Source organism: Halomonas pelophila (genome assembly GCF_040196315.1).
In the GTDB taxonomy this organism is placed as follows: Bacteria; Pseudomonadota; Gammaproteobacteria; order Pseudomonadales; family Halomonadaceae; genus Halomonas; species Halomonas pelophila.
Map to the genome: position 1 here is coordinate 180,995 of NZ_JBEGCI010000008.1, position 17,789 is coordinate 198,783.

At 68.9% G+C, this 17,789-nt stretch carries 18 protein-coding genes; 10 read left to right on the plus strand and 8 right to left on the minus strand.

What is annotated here, in order from left to right:
* Positions 1 to 21: 21 nt before the first annotated feature.
* Together ABE957_RS10965 and ABE957_RS10970 are read right to left on the minus strand one after the other, a co-directional pair.
* Positions 22 to 309, minus strand: a complete 288-nt coding sequence (locus tag ABE957_RS10965) for a hypothetical protein (protein WP_349758730.1) — start codon at positions 307 to 309, stop codon at positions 22 to 24.
* 246 nt (positions 310 to 555) lie between these two features.
* Positions 556 to 1,518: a GlxA family transcriptional regulator gene (locus ABE957_RS10970; RefSeq protein WP_349758731.1), complete on the minus strand. Its 963-nt coding sequence runs from the start codon at positions 1,516 to 1,518 to the stop codon at positions 556 to 558.
* A gap of 184 nt (positions 1,519 to 1,702) precedes the next feature.
* Here ABE957_RS10970 and ABE957_RS10975 point away from each other — a divergent pair, with 184 nt between their 5' ends.
* The 8 genes from ABE957_RS10975 to ABE957_RS11010 all read left to right on the plus strand — a co-directional run bounded on the left by ABE957_RS10975 (position 1,703) and on the right by ABE957_RS11010 (position 6,990).
* Entirely contained in the window at positions 1,703 to 1,951 is a 249-nt protein-coding gene (locus tag ABE957_RS10975) for a hypothetical protein (protein ID WP_349758732.1), read from the plus strand.
* A gap of 181 nt (positions 1,952 to 2,132) precedes the next feature.
* Positions 2,133 to 2,381 (plus strand): DUF2188 domain-containing protein, encoded by a 249-nt coding sequence (locus ABE957_RS10980; RefSeq protein ID WP_349758733.1) that lies wholly within the window; start codon positions 2,133 to 2,135, stop codon positions 2,379 to 2,381.
* 116 nt (positions 2,382 to 2,497) lie between these two features.
* Positions 2,498 to 3,343, plus strand: coding sequence for a deoxyribonuclease IV (nfo, locus tag ABE957_RS10985; RefSeq protein ID WP_349758734.1), 846 nt, complete (start codon positions 2,498 to 2,500; stop codon positions 3,341 to 3,343).
* Positions 3,344 to 3,371: 28 nt separating this feature from the next.
* Complete coding sequence (locus ABE957_RS10990) at positions 3,372 to 3,860, plus strand: GNAT family N-acetyltransferase (protein ID WP_349758735.1); 489 nt, start codon at positions 3,372 to 3,374, stop codon at positions 3,858 to 3,860.
* Between the two features lie 82 nt (positions 3,861 to 3,942).
* Complete coding sequence (locus ABE957_RS10995; protein ID WP_349758736.1) at positions 3,943 to 4,938, plus strand: TRAP transporter substrate-binding protein; 996 nt, start codon at positions 3,943 to 3,945, stop codon at positions 4,936 to 4,938.
* The gene (locus tag ABE957_RS11000; RefSeq protein WP_349758737.1) at positions 4,939 to 5,505 is read left to right on the plus strand and encodes a TRAP transporter small permease; all 567 of its coding nucleotides are present in this window, start codon (positions 4,939 to 4,941) and stop codon (positions 5,503 to 5,505) included.
* Positions 5,502 to 6,761 (plus strand): TRAP transporter large permease, encoded by a 1,260-nt coding sequence (locus tag ABE957_RS11005; protein ID WP_349758738.1) that lies wholly within the window; start codon positions 5,502 to 5,504, stop codon positions 6,759 to 6,761. The genes ABE957_RS11000 and ABE957_RS11005 overlap by 4 nt, the downstream gene beginning before the upstream one ends.
* Before the next feature lie 37 nt (positions 6,762 to 6,798).
* On the plus strand, positions 6,799 to 6,990 hold the full coding sequence (locus tag ABE957_RS11010) for a YgdI/YgdR family lipoprotein (protein WP_349758739.1): 192 nt from the start codon (positions 6,799 to 6,801) through the stop codon (positions 6,988 to 6,990).
* A 34-nt stretch (positions 6,991 to 7,024) separates the two neighbouring features.
* Here ABE957_RS11010 and ABE957_RS11015 read toward each other — a convergent pair whose 3' ends face one another.
* The 3 genes from ABE957_RS11015 to ABE957_RS11025 all read right to left on the minus strand — a co-directional run bounded on the left by ABE957_RS11015 (position 7,025) and on the right by ABE957_RS11025 (position 9,364).
* Positions 7,025 to 7,624 carry a DUF938 domain-containing protein gene (locus tag ABE957_RS11015; protein ID WP_349758740.1) on the minus strand — a complete coding sequence of 200 codons (600 nt, stop codon included), beginning with the start codon at positions 7,622 to 7,624 and terminating at the stop codon, positions 7,025 to 7,027.
* Positions 7,625 to 7,668: 44 nt separating this feature from the next.
* Positions 7,669 to 8,748, minus strand: coding sequence for a 23S rRNA pseudouridine(2604) synthase RluF (gene rluF, locus ABE957_RS11020; RefSeq protein ID WP_349758741.1), 1,080 nt, complete (start codon positions 8,746 to 8,748; stop codon positions 7,669 to 7,671).
* Between the two features lie 136 nt (positions 8,749 to 8,884).
* Positions 8,885 to 9,364 (minus strand): YchJ family protein, encoded by a 480-nt coding sequence (locus ABE957_RS11025; RefSeq protein ID WP_349758742.1) that lies wholly within the window; start codon positions 9,362 to 9,364, stop codon positions 8,885 to 8,887.
* Positions 9,365 to 9,536: 172 nt separating this feature from the next.
* On the opposite strand from ABE957_RS11025, the gene ABE957_RS11030 reads away from it, so the two are divergent.
* Positions 9,537 to 12,362 carry an HAD-IC family P-type ATPase gene (locus ABE957_RS11030; RefSeq protein ID WP_349758743.1) on the plus strand — a complete coding sequence of 942 codons (2,826 nt, stop codon included), beginning with the start codon at positions 9,537 to 9,539 and terminating at the stop codon, positions 12,360 to 12,362.
* Positions 12,363 to 12,393: 31 nt separating this feature from the next.
* On the opposite strand, the gene hrpB is transcribed toward ABE957_RS11030, so the two are convergent.
* Positions 12,394 to 14,937: an ATP-dependent helicase HrpB gene (gene hrpB, locus ABE957_RS11035; RefSeq protein ID WP_349758744.1), complete on the minus strand. Its 2,544-nt coding sequence runs from the start codon at positions 14,935 to 14,937 to the stop codon at positions 12,394 to 12,396.
* A gap of 216 nt (positions 14,938 to 15,153) precedes the next feature.
* Here hrpB and ABE957_RS11040 point away from each other — a divergent pair, with 216 nt between their 5' ends.
* Positions 15,154 to 16,530, plus strand: coding sequence for an NCS2 family permease (locus ABE957_RS11040; RefSeq protein ID WP_349758745.1), 1,377 nt, complete (start codon positions 15,154 to 15,156; stop codon positions 16,528 to 16,530).
* Here ABE957_RS11040 and ABE957_RS11045 read toward each other — a convergent pair.
* Entirely contained in the window at positions 16,517 to 17,200 is a 684-nt protein-coding gene (locus ABE957_RS11045; protein WP_349758746.1) for a TetR/AcrR family transcriptional regulator, read from the minus strand. The two genes, ABE957_RS11040 and ABE957_RS11045, sit on opposite strands and share 14 nt — an antisense overlap.
* A gap of 150 nt (positions 17,201 to 17,350) precedes the next feature.
* Positions 17,351 to 17,789, minus strand: a 439-nt coding sequence (locus tag ABE957_RS11050; protein WP_349758747.1) for a transposase, incomplete at its 5' end; no start/stop codon positions are given.

The window sequence follows — 17,789 nt, forward strand, 5'->3', positions numbered from 1 at the left end:
CAGCGCAGGCTGGCCGGAGGACTACTCCTGGCTAGCCGTATCCACGCCGCTGTCCGGGGCGACTTCATCGTCGTCCAGGGACGCGTCTTCCGGCGTATCAACGTCGACGTCGTTAGCGCTGTCGACGCCACCCTCTTCAACCACGGCACCGTCTTTCAGCATGCCATCGTCGGGGGTCGCTGCCTCGCTGACCTCGTTGGCGGAGTCGACGCCGTTCGGCATCTCTTCGTTGTGGTGCTCCGCAAGGGCGGCGCCCGACAACATCATCATCAGTGTCAGGGCTGAAGCAGTGGTCACGATGCGTTTCATGGTGAACCTCTCATTCAGTGAATGGCACTTGTATGCATTCATCATGCTATACGAATACTATACACAACCTGTTCAAATATTAGACATAACGCAACCCCTCGATCCCCAAGGGAGATCATCGGCGCTCGCCAAGGGACGCCCCCGCCGACGGCGAGAGTTCCTGACACGACGAGGGGGAGTGACCGACATGAGGGGAAGATCGACGGCGAGGAAGAGCAGCGGACGCTTGGTGGCGACACCCGGCGGCTACTGGCGGCGCGCCACCCGCGGCGAGACGCCGAAGTGCGCCTTGAAGGCGCGGGCGAAGCTGGAGCCGGAGGTGAAGCCGCAGGCCAGCCCCACCGAGAGCACCTCCATGTCCGTCTCCACCAGCAGGTGACGGGCGCGTTCGAGCCGCAGTTTCAGGTACCACGCCCTGGGAGAGCTATCGAGATGCTGCTCGAAGAGGCGCTGCAGCTGGCGCAGCGACACCCCGCTGCGGCTGGCCACCTCGGCGAGCGACAGCGGCGTCTCCTGGTGGCGCTCCATCAGTGCGACCGCCTCGATCAGGCGGCGGTGGTGCACCCCGAGGCGCCGAGCCAGCGACATGCGCTGCAGGTCGCGCCGGGTGCGGATCCGCTCGTGGATCAGCTGCTCCGAGACATCGATGGCCAGGCGCGAGCCGTGGCGGCGGGCGATCACCTCCAGCACCATGTCCATGGCGGCCGTGCCGCCGGCGCAGGAAAAGCGCCGCTTGCCCAGCTCGAAGAGCTCATCGGAGGTCTCGATGGCCGGGAAGCGCTCCTGGAAGGCCGGCAGGCTCTCCCAGTGCAGCGTGACCCGCTCGCCCTCCAGCAGGCCCGCCTCGGCGAGCAGGAAGCACCCGGTATCGAGGCCGCCGAGCACGCAGCCGGCCTGGTCCAGGCGATGCAGCCAGGCCATCAGCGGGCGGCTCAGGGTGTCTTCCGGGCCGAAGCCGCTGCACACCGCCAGTGACGGCAGGTGGTGCACCTCGCCGATGGCGCGATCGGCGAGCAGGGTCATGCCGTTGGAGGCCGTGACCGGCGCCCCGTTCTCGCTGATCAGCTGCCAGTCGAACAACGGCCGAGCCGCGATGCGGTTGGCGATGCGCAGCGGTTCCACGGCCGAGAAGAAGGCCATCATCGAGAAGCGCGGCAGCAGCAGGAAGCCGACGGCTTCCGGCAGCAGCCCATGGTAGTCCAGACGCAAGGTGCGACTCCTTTCGAACGATCGGCCCCTTTCGACAACAGGGCGCGCGACCGATATGCGTGTCCACGGCGAAGAGGATACCCGCTGTGCGGCAGGCGATCACGGGGCGAGGGCCCACCCCCTCGCGCCAGGGGTCGCTCGGCGGCTAGACTGAACGCCAGATATCCCAACGCGAGGCGTCGCCGTGTCCGATCACGAGAAAACCATCCTGGCCTTCGATGAGGCCGGTAACGAATACTTCATCGACATGTTCGTCAGCGTCCGCGATCTCTCCGACCTGCAGCATGCCGGGGCGACCGGCAGCGGCCTCCCCGCCTTCCGGACCCGCGAGGGTCATGCGGTCACCCACCTGGGCGGTGGCGAGTTCGCCGTGACGGTCCCCGGGGAGGAAGAATCGCTCACCGTCAGGACGCAGGATTCCGACTTCGTATGACCCGCTGGCCGGGCCCACGGGAAGGCCGCGCCGACGCCGGGCGCCTCACCCGGCGGATGTCGCGGGTCGGCAAGCGCATGACGCGGGCGAGTCATCTGGCCGTCCGCTCGCGGCCCCGGGGAGCGCTATACTGAAGGTTGTGCCCATTCGGTAGCCCTACCGCCCAGGAGGGACGACTTTCATGCCTTCATCGACGCATCACGTGGCCCCCAATCCCAAGGGGGGATGGAGCGTTCACCGTCACGGCAGCAAGCGCGCCAGCCGGCATTTTGCCACCAAGAAAGCCGCCGAGGCCTACGGCCGTCAGGTCAGCTTCAACCAGCAGACCGTACTGATCATCCATCACGAGGACGGTTCCAGGACGGCCCCCAACGAGGCTTCCGCGGACCGGCCCAAGGCGCGCCGGCAGAGCTCGACCCGGCGCCACTGAGGCGCCGCACGCCTGATCCTGCCTACCGCCAGGCGATCGGCCATGCCTTGGCAAGGCGGCTGCGGTAGACTCCCCTTCATCATGCATCACTGATCTAGACGGTGAGGGGAGCACTCATGAACTATCTCGGCGCTCATGTCGGCGCGGCGGGAGGAGTCGACAAGGCGGTCGAGCGGGCCGTGGCGATCGGCGCCGACGCCTTCGCCCTGTTCACCAAGAACCAGCGGCAGTGGAAGGCCAAGCCGCTGGCCGACGCGACCATCGCGGCCTTTCGTGCGGCCTGTGACGAGCACGGCTTCGGCCCCGGCCAGATCCTTCCCCATGACAGCTACCTGATCAACCTGGGCCACCCGGAGGCCGAGGGGCTCGCCAAGTCGCGTGCCGCCTTCCTCGAGGAATTTCGCCGCTGCGAGCAGCTCGGGCTCTCGCTGCTCAACTTCCATCCCGGCAGCCACCTGAGAAAGATCAGCGAGGGCGACTGCCTCGCCCGCATCGCCGAGTCGATCAATCAGGTGCTCGCCGAGACCCACGGCGTCACCGCGGTGATCGAGAACACCGCGGGCCAGGGCAGCAACCTCGGCTGGCGCTTCGAGCACCTCGCCGAGATCATCGACCAGGTCGACGACAAGACGCGCGTCGGGGTCTGCATCGACACCTGCCACGCCTTCGCCGCCGGCTACGACCTGCGCACCGAAGCGGCCTGCACCGCCACCCTCGACGAGCTCGACCGGGTGGTGGGTCTCGACTACCTGCGCGGCATGCACTTAAACGATGCCAGGAGCGAGTTCGGCAGCCGCGTGGATCGCCACCACAGCCTGGGCCAGGGCAACATCGGCCTGACCGCCTTCACCACCCTGATGCGCGACCCGCGCATCGAAGGCATCCCCATGATCCTCGAGACCATCGACCCTTCAATCTGGGCCGAGGAGATCGCCTGGCTGCGTGAGCAGCAGGCCAATTGATACCCGCCCGGCAAGGAGCCACCCCCGAATGATCCGTATCCGCCCCTACCAGCCCGAGGACTGGGCTTCCCTTTGGGCCATTCTCGAACCGGTGTTCCGCGCCGGGGAGACCTATGCCGTGCCACGCGACATCAGCGAACAGGACGCCCACCGCCTGTGGGTCGAGCTGCCCCGCGCGGTGCGCGTGGCCGTGGACGATGGGGGCCGCCTCACCGGGTCCTACACCCTCAAGGCCAACCAGCCGGGTCCCGGCGATCATGTCTGCAACTGTGGCTACCTCGTGGCCGAAGACGCCCGGGGTCAGGGCATCGCCGGCGACATGTGCAAGGACTCCCTGACCCTGGCGCGGCAGCTGGGCTTCGTTGCCATGCAGTACAACCTGGTGGTGTCCAGCAACGAGACCGCCATCCGGCTGTGGCAGCACCACGGCTTCGAGATCATCGGCACCCTGCCCCGCGCCTTCCGCCATGCCGAGCTGGGTCCAGTGGATGCCCATGTGATGTACCGGCTGCTGTGAGCCGGCAAGGAAGCCCAGTTGACCCTCGGCACTGGCCTCGGGCATGCTCAGCAAGCAATTGACACAAAAAGGAAAAACGACAATGAAAGGTTTTGCACGCACGACGCTGGCACTCGCCGTCTCGCTGGCCGTGACGGTCGGCGCCCAGGCCGCCGAGTTCGACGACATGGATCCGATCACCCTGCGCCTGGCCCACGTGGTCAACGAGCAGGACGGCTTCCATATCGCCGCCGAGAAGTTCGAGACGCTGGTGGAGGAGCGCACCCAGGGCAAGGTGGATATCGAGCTCTATCCCAACGCCACCCTGGGCGATGAGCGCACGCTGCTCGAGGCCATGCAGATCGGCGCCGTGGACATGGGCGTGATCACCAACGGCCCGGTGGCCAACTTCGTCGAGGAGATGGCGGTGTTCGAGCTGCCCTTCCTCTTCCCCTCCCCGGAGGCCGCCTACGAGGTGCTGGACGGCCCGATCGGCCAGGAACTCCTCGATAAGCTCGCCGAGGTCAACCTCAAGGGCCTGGCCTATGCCGAGCGCGGCTTTCGCAACCTGACCAACAGCGAGCGTGCCGTGACCTCGCCTTCTGACATCGACGGCCTGCGCATCCGCGTCATGGAGAACCCGGTCTACGTCGACACCTTCCGCGAGCTGGGCGCCAACGCCATCCCCATGGCTTGGACCGAGGCGCTGACCGCGATGCAGCAGGGCACCATCGACGGCCAGGAGAACCCGGTCAACGTCATTCACTCCTTCAAGCTCTACGAGACCCAGGCGCACATGACCCTGTCGCGCCACACCTATGCCCCGGCGATCTTCGTGATGGGCATGCCGGCCTGGAGCCAGCTGCCCGAGGCGGCCCAGGCGGTGCTGGCCGAGTCCGCCCAGGAAGCCGCCGAGCACGAGCGGCGCGTCAATGCCGAGATGCAAGCCGACCAGCTGGCGGCGCTGCGCGAGGCCGGCATGCAGATCGTCGAGGAGCCGGATATCGCCGCCTTCCAGGAGGCCGTGGCGCCGGTCTATGAGCAGTACGGCGAGCAGTTCGGCGACTACCTGCCGCGCATCCAGGAGGCGCTGAAGTAAGTGTCTCGTCCGCTCCTGTCCGTGCTGACCGCCGCGCTGACGTTCCTGCACCGCACCGAGCGCCTCATCGACGCCGCCCTTCGCCCCGTGGTCTTTGCAGGCATGGCGGCGCTGATCGGCGTGATCACGCTGCAGATCGTCTCGCGAGTGTTCTTCCAGGCGGTGGGCTGGACCGAGGAGGTGGCCCGCTTCCTGCTGGTCTGGATCACCTTCCTCGGCGCCACGCTGGCCTTCCAGCGTGGCCGCCATATCGCCGTGACCTTCCTGGTCGATGCCCTGCCCGGCCGGCTCCAGCGGCTCGCCCGCCTCGCCGCCGTGCTCGTGGTGCTCGGCTTCATGATCGCCCTGGTGATCATCGGCTGGGAGTACATGCAGGTGCAGAGCTTCCAGAAGTCGGCCTCGCTTCGCCTCTCCATGACCTGGGTCTATGCCGTGATGCCGCTCTGCGCCGCGCTGATGGCCTGGTACGCCTTGGTCGACCTGGTCGGCCTGATCGTCACCGGCAACGTGGACGGTGATCCCGGCGGTGACGACCAGCCCCGCCCCTGCGAGGAGCCTCCGGCATGACCGCCCTGCTCTTCGTGCTGTTCTTCGTCTTCATGCTGCTCGGCGTGCCGGTCGCCCTGGCCATCGGCGCCAGCACCCTGCTGGCCCTGCAGGCCGAGGGCGTGCCGCTGATGGTGGTCACCCAGCAGATGTTCCAGGGCATCAACTCCTTCGCCCTGGTGGCGGTGCCCATGTTCATCCTGGCCGGTGACCTGATGGCCCAGGGCAAGGTCAGCGAGAAGCTGGTCGACTTTGCCGATGCGCTGTTCGGCTTCCTCAAGGGCGGGCTCTCGATCGTCTCGGTGGGCGCCGGCATGTTCTTCGCCGCCATCTCCGGCTCGGGGGCCGCGACCACCGCCGCCGTGGGCTCGAGCCTGGTGCCGGAGCTGCGCAAGAAGGGCTACGAGCCCGCCTCGGCGGCCAGCCTGATCGCCGCCAGCGGCACCATCGGCGTGGTGATTCCCCCCTCGGTGCCGATGATCATCTATGCGGTGATCGCCCAGCAGTCGGTCTCCAAGCTCTTTCTCAGCGGCTTCTTGCCCGGGCTTGCCATGGGGGTCGGCCTGGCCACCATCGCCATCGTCCAGGCCTACCGGCGCAACTACCCGCGCGGCACGGCCTTCTCGCTGGCAACCATCTGGCAGACCCTGAAGAGCGCCAGCTGGGGGCTCGCCACGCCGGTGATCATCCTCGGCGGCATCTTCTCCGGCATCTTCACGCCCAGCGAAGCCGCGGTGGTGGCGGTCAACTACGCGCTGATGGTGTCACTGTTCGTCTATCGCGACCTGAGCCTCGCCGACGTCTATCGCATCCTGATCCGCTCGGCGATCACCACCTCGGTGATCATGCTGGTGATCGCGACCTCGGCGGTGCTCAGCTGGACGCTCTCCAGCTGGCAGGTGCCCGGCGCCATCGCCCAGTCGGTGCTGTCGATCTCCACCGATCCCTACGTGATCATGCTGCTGGTGGTGGCGGTGATCCTGCTCACCGGGGTGTTCATCGAGACCGCCAGTGCCCTGATCATCCTCACCCCGGTGCTGCTGCCGCTGGTCACCCAGCTCGGCATCGACCCGATCCACTTCGGCCTGATCATCGTGGTGGGGCTGGCCATCGGCATGATCACGCCGCCGGTGGCGATCAACCTCTACGTGGCCTCCTCAGTCACCCAGCTGCCGCTGGAGCGCATCACCCGCGCCATCATCCCCTACCTGCTGGGGCTGATCGCGGTGCTGCTGATGGTGGTCTACGTCCCGATACTGCTCGGCCTCTCAGGCTAGGAGAGCCGGGAAACCTCACGTCAAGGAGAACCCCTCGATGCCTAGAACGCTACCCCTGGTCGCCGGCGTGCTCGCCCTCGGCCTGCTGGCCGGCTGCACCACCTACACCTGGGAGGACGGCCGCCGGGAGACCGTGTGGGGCGTGCCCGCCGAGGACGAGACGACGACGCGTGAGGAGCGCGAGGCACAGGGCGTGCAGTATCGGGTGCCGGGCGAGCTCCCGGAGTAGCGCCTGAACGTTAGGCCCGTACCGCGCCTGAACGTCAGGCCCGGCGAAAGATCAGGCTGAGGTTGTTGGCGGGCATCTCCACCACCCGCTCGAGGACGAGATCGCGCGCCGCGGCCGCCTCGACGACCGTTGCCAGGTCGCGGATGCCGAAGCGTGGGTCGCGCTGTCGCAGGTCGGCATCGAAGGCGGCATTGCTGGGCGCCGTATGGCGTCCCTCGCGCGTGAAGGGACCGTAGAGGAAAAGCACGCCGCCCGAGGGCAGTCGTTGCCCGGCGCAGTCGAGCAGCGCCTCGCCGACCGCCCAGGGCGCAATATGCAGCAGGTTGATCGCCACCATGGCATCAAGCTGCTCCGCCGGGCAGAGCGTGGTCACGTCCAGCGCCAGGGGCGCGTGCAGGTTGGCCAAGCCCGAGTGCGCGCGCCAGGCCTCGATCGAACGACGCGCATGGGGGTTGGGGTCGCTGGGCAGCCAGGTCCAGCCCGGCATCGCGCCGGCGAAGTGAACGGCGTGCTCGCCGCTGCCGCTGGCCACCTCCAGCACTCGCGCCGTATCCGGCAGCACCGCCTTGAGCACCTCGAGGATCGGCTGGCGATTGCGCGCCGCGGCGGGGCTCTGGAGTCGCTCATCGTTCATGCTGCCTCCTGACTGATCGCGCGCTGGCGATGATCGATCGGTGGTTACTTCTTGCCCCGCGCCTTGCGCGCCGCGTTGCCGGGCTTCTGGCGCTGGCCGGTCGCGCGCGACGGCTTCGACGCGGCCTTGCTCTTGACGTTGCGCCCACCGGGCGCCGGCTTGCTGCCCTTGGCCTGACGGGGTGGCGCCTTGCCGGCGGCGGCTTTGGCAGCCCCGCCCTTGGCCGGCTTGGCGCCCTTGGCAGGCGCGCCTCGCTTGGCGGAGGCTCCGGCCTTGCCAGGCGCACCGCGTTTGGCGCCCTTGCCGGGGCTCGCCGGCGTCGCCCTGCCGCCGCCGTGCTTGCTCGGGGTCTTGGGCTTGGCCTGGGGCTTGCTCTTGGCCTTGACCGGCGTCTGGGCCTGGGAGGACGAATGCTCGGTCTGGGCCAGGATCGTCGCCACCTCGCTCTCGGTCAGATCACGCCAGTCGCCCAGCGCCAGGCCCTTGAGCGAGACGTTCATGATGCGGATGCGCTCGAGCTTGACCACCTCATAGCCGAACACCTCGCACATGCGCCGGATCTGGCGGTTCAGCCCCTGCACCAGGGTGATGTTGAACACGAACCGCGACTCCTTGACCACCCGACACGGCTTGGTGGTCTCGCCGAGGATCCGCACGCCGCCGCTCATCCCGGCGAGGAAGTCGTCGGTGATGGGCTTGTTGACGGTGACCAGATACTCCTTCTCGTGGTTATTGCTCGCGCGCAGGATGCGATTGACCAGGTCGCCGTTGTTGGTCAGAAAGATCAGGCCCTGGGAATCCTTGTCCAGGCGGCCGATGGGGAAGATGCGCGCGCCGTGCTTGACGAAGTCGACGATGTTGGCCTTCTCGCTGGACTCCGTGGTGCTGACGATCCCGACCGGCTTGTTGAGCGCGATGAACACCAGGTCCTCTTCCTCCAGGGGCTCCACGACCTGGCCGTTGACCTTGACCACGCTGCCCGGGAAGACCTGGTCGCCGGTGGTGGCGCGCCGGCCGTCGATGGTGACGTTGCCCTGCTCGATATAACGGTCCGCATCCCGCCGAGAGCACATCCCGCTCTCGCGAATGTACTTGTTGATGCGCTTCGAGAGGTCTTGGGCCATGAGATCACTACCGAGGGGAAGAAGAGAAGAAATCAGCCGTGAGCGGACGGCCGCTGGACCGGGCAGTGTAAGGGCTGCCCCGCCCGGCGGCCAGTCGCGCGGTCGGGCGCGCCGCCTGTCGTAAAGGGCATGGCGATCAGCCCAGGCCGCAGCAGGCCTTGAACTTGCGCCCGCTGCCGCAGGGGCAGGCATCATTGCGGCCGGGCTTGAGCCGGGTCACCGAGGGCTCGCCGTCGAGGTAGTACCAGCGCGCCTCTTCGCACACGCCTTCGCGCACGAAGCGCGACGCCTCCTCCAGCACGCCCCAGCGCCGGCCCTCCTGGAAAGTGGCGCGAAAGTGCACCCGGCCGTGATCGCCCTGCTCGTCGTGGTCGAGGATCTCCAGGCGCCGCCAGCGGGTGGCGTCGTCGGCAGGCAGGCTCGCCGGGCGCGTGCTCGTATGCCAGGTCTCGCGCAGGTAGTCGGTGAGATCGAGGGCGAAGGCGCTGTAGCGCGAGCGCATCAGCGCCTCGGGGCTCGGCGCCGGCTCGCCCTGGTGATAGCGGCCGCAGCACTCGGCCAGGGGCCTTTGGCTGCCGCAGGGGCAGGCCGGATCGGGGGGCGTGGTGGAGGTCATGGCGGGTCTCCTGGCAAAGGGCGCCATTGTGCCATCTCGTGGGACGCGGATCCCTCCCCCGGGCACGTCCTGCCAGAAAGCCCGGCGACTGATCACGATTACCGCACTGCAGCATGGAGTGTGGTACACCTGTCAGGGCAGCAACCCTCACGCCGACGCAAGGAGGACAGGGATGACCCGTCACACCCCCGCCCACGACCGCCACTGGCATGCCCTCTCGCCCGAGGAGGCGCTGGCGGAACTCGACGCCGCCCAGGATGGGCTCTCGGAAGATGACGCCCGCGACCGCCTGGCGAAACACGGGCCGAACCGGCTTCAGCAGGGCCAGGGGCGGCCCGCCTGGCGGCGCCTGCTGGCCCAGTTCAACAACCTGCTGATGCTGATCCTGCTGGTCGCCGCGCTGGCGAGCCTGGGGCTTGGCCATGGTCTGGACGCCGTCGCCATCGCCGGGGTGGTGCTGATCATCGCGCTGATCGGCTTTATCCAGGAGGGCAAGGCCGAGCAGGCGCTGGACAGCATCCGCGACATGCTCTCGCCGCGCGCCCAGGTGCTGCGCGACGGTCGACGCCATGAGGTCGACGCCGAGGCCCTGGTGCCAGGCGACATCGTGCTGCTGGAGAGCGGCGACCGGGTGCCCGCTGACCTGCGCCTGCTCGAGGCCAAGCGGCTGCGCGACGAGGAGGCGGCGCTGACCGGGGAGTCCACCCCGGTGGACAAGGCGATCGGCGCGGTGAACGCGGATAGCGAGCTCGCCGAGCGCAGCTCGATGGCCTATGCCGGCACCCTGGTGGTCCAGGGCAGCGCCCGGGGGCTGGTAGTGGCGACCGGCGAACGCACCGAGATCGGTCGCATCTCCGAGCTGCTGCGCGGGGTCGAGACGCTCAGAACGCCGCTGCTGCGCCAGCTCGACCGCGCCGGACGCGCCCTGGGACTGATCATCACGGTGATGGCGATGCTGACCGCGGCCTTCGGGGTGCTGGTGCATGGCGAGCCCCTCGGCGACATGTTCATGGCCGCCGTGGGGCTGGCCGTGGCCGCCATCCCCGAGGGCATGCCGGCGATCGTCACCATCGGCCTGGCGCTAGGGGTGCAGGCCATGGCGCGAAAGAACGCCATCATCCGCCGCCTGCCCGCGGTGGAGACCCTGGGCTCGATCTCGACCATTTTCTCCGACAAGACCGGCACCCTGACCCGCAACGAGATGACCGCACGGGCGATCCGCCTGCCCGAGGGCGAGTTTCGCCTCGAGGGTACCGGCTTCGCGCCCGAGGGCGCGTTCCACCGGGTGCAAGACGGCGAGGCGCTCGATGAACCCCTCGACCTCGACGACGCCCCGGCCCTGCGCCACTTCCTCAAGGTTGGCGTGCTGTGCAACGACGCCGAGCTCGCCCGGGACGAAGGCCGGTGGCGCATCCACGGCGATCCCACCGAGGGCGCCCTGGTGGTGGCCGCCGCCAAGGCCGGCCTCGAGGCCGGAGAACTGCGCGGCCATCACGACCGCCATGACGCCATCCCCTTCGAGTCCGAGCGCCAGTACATGGCCACCCTCCACGCGATGGACGGCGAGCCGCGGCTGCTGGTCAAGGGCGCCCCGGACCGCCTGCTGGAGCGCTGCCATCGGGTGCGCACCGCGGACGGGGACGTCGCGCTGGACCGCGACGAGTGGCAGGCGCATCTCCACGCGCTGTCGGCCCAGGGACTTCGCGTGCTGGCCCTGGCCGAGAAGCGGGCCGAGGGCGTCGATGAGCTGGCCGACGAGCATGCCGAGGACGGCCTGGTGCTGCTGGGGCTGGTGGGGCTGCAGGACCCGCCCCGGGACGAGGCCGTGGCCGCGGTGAAGGACTGCCTCGCCGCCGGCATCCGCCCGGTGATGGTGACCGGCGATCATGCCGTCACTGCCCAGGCCATCGCCCGCCAGCTCGGTTTCCTGCACACCGAGCGGGCGCTCTCCGGGCGGGAGATCGAGGCGATGTCCGACGCCGAGCTCGAGGAGGTCATCCTCGAGGTCGACGTCTATGCCCGCGCCTCCCCCGAGCACAAACTGCGCCTGGTCACCGCCATGCAGGCCCGCGGCGGCGTCTGCGCCATGACCGGCGACGGCGTCAACGACGGCCCGGCGCTCAAGCGTGCCGACGTGGGCGTGGCCATGGGCATCCAGGGCACCGAGGCGGCCAAGGAGGCCGCCGAGATGGTGCTGGCCGACGACAACTTCGCCACCATCGTCGGCGCCATCCGCGAGGGCCGTAAGGTCTACGACAACATCCGCAAGACCATCACCTTCCTGCTGCCCACCAACGGCGCCCAGGGCCTGGCGATCCTGATCGCGGTACTTGCCGGCAGCGTGCTGCCGGTCACCCCGCTGCAGGCGCTGTGGGTCAACATGGTGGTCGCGGTGACACTCGGCCTGGCGCTGGCCTTCGAGCCGGGCGAGAGTGACTTGATGCGCCGACGCCCTCGCGACCCGAGCGCCCCGCTGCTCGACCTCTTCCTGCTGTGGCGGGTGGTGTTCGTCTCGGTGCTGCTGCTGCTCGGGGTGTTCGGGGTTTTCTCGTGGCTCTTCAACGGCCAGGGCACGAGCATCGAGCTGGCCCGCGCCGCGGCCGTCAACATGCTGGTCACCGGCTGCGCGGCCTACCTGATCAACAGCCGCTTCATGCACCGCAGCAGCTTCTCCCTTCAAGGGCTCTTCGGCAGCCGCCCGGTGTGGATCGCCATCGCCCTGGTGATGGTCCTGCAGCTCGGCTGGACCTACCTGCCGATCATGCAGCGGGTGTTCGGCAGCGCCGCCCTAGGGCTCGACCACTGGCTGGCGATCCTCGCCGTCGCCGTAGCGATCTTCCTCTCGGTGGAGCTGGAGAAGGGAGTGCGGCGCCGCCTGCATCGTCGGCGCGAGGCCCTTGATGATCGCGGTCATGAGAGCGGTCATGAGAGCGGCGCCTCGGCCCGCAAAGACGCACAAAAAGACAAGCAAAAAGATGAGCGCGCCGAGGCCCGCTGAGTCGCTTGCGCAGGGTTCAGCTGTGCCGGGTTCAGCTGCGCCGCTTGGTTCGCGCCGTCGCCTCGGCGGCGAGGGGATCCTCCGGCCAGGGGTGCTTGGGGTAGCGGCCGCGCATCTCGCGGCGCACCTCCGGGTAGCCATTGGCCCAGAAGCTTGCGAGGTCGGCGGTGACCTGCAGCGGCCGACGCGCCGGCGAGAGCAGGTGCAGTAGCACCGGCTCGCGGCCGTCGGCCACGCGCGGCGAGCCCTGCCAGCCGAAGCACTCCTGCAGCTTGACCGCCAGCACCGGGGGCTTGCCCTCCAGGCACGGCCTGTAGTCCAGCCGGTGGCTCGCGCCGCTGGGCACCGCCAGGCGCAGTGGCGCCAGCTCGTCGAGGCGCGCGCGCAGCGGCCAGGCCAGCGAATCGGTGAGAATGCGCGCCAGCGGCAGCTTCTCCACCGCCTCGAGGCGACTCACACCGTCCAGATAGGGCCCGAGCCACGCCTCCAGGGTCTCGAGCAGCGCCGACATCGACCAGTCCGGCCAGGCATCCTGCCCTTCGCTGCCCCCCTCATCGCACGCGTCGCGATTCAGCTGTCGGCGCAGCAGCGCCACCCGACCGCGCAGCTGCTCGGCCTCGTCGTCGAAGGGCAGCCGCTCGCGACGCCGCAGGGCCGCCAGCAGTGCAGCACGCACGGCCTCCGGCGGCAGGCGGTGAAGCGGCCGACGCTCGAGCACCACCGCATCGAGCCCCCTCACCTGCTCGCCGAGCATCCGGCCCTGGGCGTCGGACCACTCGAGGCTCGCCCGCCATTCACGAGTCTGCGGGTAGAGCGCCTCCAGCCGCTCGGGCGAGAGCGCCACGGCGCGGAAGATGCGCGCGCCGCTCGCCTCGCCGTCGAGCTCGGCGGCCACCAGCAGGGGCGCATGGGCCAGCGGATGCGCCTCGGGCAGGGTCGCCAGCGTCCCGCCCGCCAGGCGAAAGCGCCCGGGCTCGAGGCGCTGGCCGATGCGCTCCGGGTAGGCCAGCGCCAAGAGCTCGCCCAGCGGCGCCAGGCGGATCGCGCCGCCTCCCGCCTTAGAGAGCTCGACTCCGGCGATGCGCGCCAGGCGCCGGGCCTCCTGATGCCACTGGCGATGTTCCTTCGGCGCAGCCAGCCGGGTGGCCAGCGCCCGCTCCAGGTCGCGTTCCTGATCGAGGTCGCGCCCCTCCAGGGCGGCCACCAGGGCGCAGGCCAGCGGCCGGGCCTCGAGCTCGGCCGAGCGCTCCAGCATGACCGCCAGGCGCGGATGGGTAGGCCAGCGCACGCAGGCGCGGCCCAGGGCGGTGAGATGAGAGGCGTCGTCCAGCACGCCGAGGCGCGCGAGCAGCGCGCGCCCCGCCGCCAGTGCCCCGGCGGGCGGCGGCGCCACCCAGGAAAGCTGGCCCGGCTCGGTAATGCCCCAGCGGGCCAGCTCGAAGGCCAGCGGAGAGAGATCCGCCTGTCGGATCTCCGGCTCGCCGTGGGGGATCAGCGGCTGCTCCTCGGCCCACAGCCGCACGCAGCGCCCCGGGCCCTGGCGACCGGCGCGGCCGCGGCGCTGGTCGGCGCTGGCCCGATTGACGCGGCGCGTCTCCAGCCGAGTCAGTCCGGTGCGCGGCTGGAAGACCGGCACCCGCTCCTGGCCCGCGTCGATCACCAGGCGCACGCCGTCCACGGTGACGCTCGATTCGGCGATGGCGGTGGCGAGCACCACCCGTTGGCGGCCGTCGGGATCCGGGCGCAGGGCGCGCCGCTGGGCCTCGAGCGGCAGGCGGCCGTGCAGCTCCATGACGGCAAGCCCCGGCGCCCGGGCCCCGAGCTCCCGGGCCAGGCGGCGGATCTCCCCTACCCCGGGCAGGATCACCAGGGCGTCGCCCGACTTGTCTTTGTCCGGGAGCGTCTCATCCAGCGCCTCGTCCAGTGACTCAAGGACCGCCGCGGCCTGCTGGCGGGCGGCGTCCTCGCGCGGGCGCAGCGGGCGATGGCGGGTCTCGACGGGAAAGCTGCGCCCTGGGCAGTCGATCACCGGCGTGGCCTCGCCGAGCACGCCCAGCAGGGCGTCGACGTCCAGGGTCGCCGACATCACCAAGAGGCGCAGGTCGTCGCGCAGGCCCTGCTGGGCATCGAGGGTCAGGGCGAGCCCCAGGTCGGCCTCCAGGCTGCGCTCGTGGAACTCGTCGAAGATCACGCCCGAGACACCTTCGAGCATGGGATCCTCCTGAAGCATGCGAGTCAGCACGCCCTGGGTGACCACCTCGAGGCGGGTGGTCGGCCCCACCCGGCTCTCGCCGCGCATCCGGTAGCCGACCGTCTCGCCGACCCGCTCGCCCAGCGATTCGGCCATGAAGCCGGCCGCCAGCCGCGCCGCCACCCGCCGCGGCTCCAGCAGCAGCAGCCGGCCGCCACGACACCAGTCGGCGTCCAGCAGCGCCAGCGGCACCCGGGTAGTCTTGCCGGCGCCGGGATCGGCGACCAGCAGCGCCCGCGACTGGGCGGCCAGGGCAGCCCGGATCTCATCCAGCCGCGCGTCGATGGGAAGGGCGGCTAGGGAAGGGTCGTCAACGCGCGTCATGCATTCACTCTGGTTGGTTCGTTCACGTTGGTCTGTTCGTTCGCCCAGGCCCCGGGGTCTCTGGCCTCACGCGGGGGCGAGCGTCGTTGAAAGTCGATTCGTGTGGCCGGCTTGCCGGCGAGCTTATCCGGCACTAGTCTGGATCCTCGCAACCTGACCGATAGGTCAGGAATTGTAAGCTACAAGCCCCCGACCACAACAACAATAGGTTTCGGTATGCCACAGACCTCCACCACCCGCGCCGATGGGCGCCCTCACGCGCCCTCATCCCCAAGCGACGGGCTACCGCTGCTCGACCGCTGGTTTGGCGTCAGCCGCCGCGGCTCGACGCTGAAGACCGAGATCCTGGCCGGGATCGCCACCTTCCTGGCCGGCATGTACATCATCGTCGTCAACCCGGCCGTGCTCTCGGACGCCGGCATCCCCTTCACCGCGGCGCTGTCGGCCACGGTACTGATCAGTTTCATGAGCAGCCTGGCCATGGGGCTCTATGCCCGTAATCCCATCCTGGTGGCGCCGGGCATGGGCATGAACGCGCTCTTCACCTACACCCTGGTGCTGGGCGCCGGCCTGACCTGGCAGGTGGCGCTGGGCTGCGTCTTCTGGTCCGGGGTGATGTTCGCCGTGCTGGCGATGTTCAACGTGCGCCGCGCGATCATCGAGGCCATCCCGCTGTCGCTACGCTACGCCATCACCTGCGGCATCGGGCTCTTCATCACCTTCATCGGCCTGCAGAACGCCGGTTTCATCGTCGGCAGCGACGCCACCCTGGTCACCCTGGGCCACATGGACGCGAGCCTCGCGACCTTCTTCCTCGGCCTCGTGGCCACCGGGGTGTTCGTGATCCTGCGCTTCAACGGCGCCCTGATCATGGGCATCGCCCTGACCACGCTGATGGCCGCGCCCATGGGCCGGCTGTGGGGCGACGAGGTGATGGTGGCCTGGAACGGCCTGGCCGCCTGGCCCGACTTCGGCGCCGTGATGCAGGTCGACATCCTAGGCGCCCTGAAGGTGGCCTATCTGCCGTTCATCTTCGTGATGCTGTTCACCAACTTCTTCGATGCGCTCTCCTGCTTCATGGCGCTGTCGGAGTCGGCGGATCTGAAGGACAAGGACGGCAACCCACGCAACCTCAAGCGTTCGATGACGGTGGATGCCTTCGCCTCGATGATCGCCGCGCCGCTCGGCACCAGCGCCGCCCAGACCTTCATCGAATCCGGCGCGGGCGTGGCCCAGGGCGGACGCACGGGCCTGGTGGCCGTGGTCATCGCCCTGCTCTTCCTGCCCTTCCTGTTCCTGTCACCGCTGCTGTCGCTGGTGCCCGGCGTCGCCACCGCCCCGGCCCTGGTGCTGGTGGGGCTGTTCATGATGGCGCCCATCGCCAAGATCGACTGGGCCCACTTCGATCAGGCCCTGCCGGCCTTCCTGGCCATCATCCTGATGCCGCTGACCTACTCGATCACCCTCGGCATCGCCTTCGGCTTCATGAGCTTCGTGTTGATCAAGGCCCTGACCGGACGCATCGGCGAGATCAAGCCGGCGATGTGGGTCTCCGCGGCGCTCTCGGTGCTGATGCTGCTCACCGCCCAGTGAGGGGCACCGGCTCCTCGCCGCGGGCCGCGGGGTGCTTCACCCCGCAGCCCTTGATCACCACCCGAGTCAGGAAGTCAGTGATGTGCTCGAGGTCGTCGTCGTCGAGCGCCTCACGGCCGGTGATGCCCAGCACCTGGGCCTCGAAGTCGGCGTAGTGCTGGGTCGAGGACCAGATCAGGAAGATCAGCCAGACCGGGTCGACCGGGTCCATCAGGCCCCGGTCGGCCCACTCGCGAAACACCGCGGCGCGGCTCTGCACCCAGTCGCGCAGCTCGCCGCTCAGATACTCCTGCAGAAAGGGCGCCCCGCCGAGGATCTCGCTGGCGAAGAGCCGCGAGCCCTCGGGGTGACGGCGCGACATCTGCATCTTGGAGCGGATGAAGGCGGAGAGCACCTCGGCCGGGTCGTCCTCCGCGGAGATATCATCGAGCATCACGTTCCAGCGCTCCATCATCCGCTCGAGCAGGCGAACGTAGAGCTCGCGCTTGCTGCCCATGTAGTAGAGGACATTGGACTTCGGCAGGCCCGCCTCCTCGGCGATCGCCTGAAGGCTCGCCCCCCGATAGCCGTGCCGGGCGAAGACCCGCTCCGCGGCCGCCAGGATCGCCTGCTCGTTGCGCCGGCGGATGGCGCCGCCTTCCTGCTCGCTGGGGTGTTCTGCCTTGGCCATGGGCCCTCGCTGCTGTCGACACGGACGTTTCGGCCCTGAGCTTGCCTGAGAGGCGCCCCACAAGGCAATTCGGCATGAAATACCGTCAACGGAGAAAGAGCGAAGGCAAGTCGACGAGGAGATACCGTCTCTCCTGACCTGCCGCAAACCTCATTGAGTTGGTTGTGGCCGATATTCGGTTTGTGACTTCAAGACGCCGAAAGCAATATGTACCAATTTGCGCATAGCGGCCCCCAAGGCTGTCATCGTCGGCTTGCCCGCTCTGCGTAATCTCGCGTACTGCACTTCAATGTCCGGGTTGTGCCGTAGGGCCACCACAGCCCCCATGTAGAGCTGCTGCCGCAGTTTGGCGCTACCCATCTTCGTGAGGCGCGGTTTCTTCTCGACCGAGTGGCCTGAAGCGTGGTGCATGGGCACCAGGCCTACGAAGGCTGCTGCCTGCCGAGCGCTCTTGAACGCCCTACTACGCAGGGCAGCCACCAGCCGAGTGGACAGCAAGGGACCGATCCCGGGGATGCTGGCCAGTAACCGACGGTCACGCTTCAGATGATCGTGTTGGTCGAGGTGCTCCTCTATCGCCTGCTGGAGG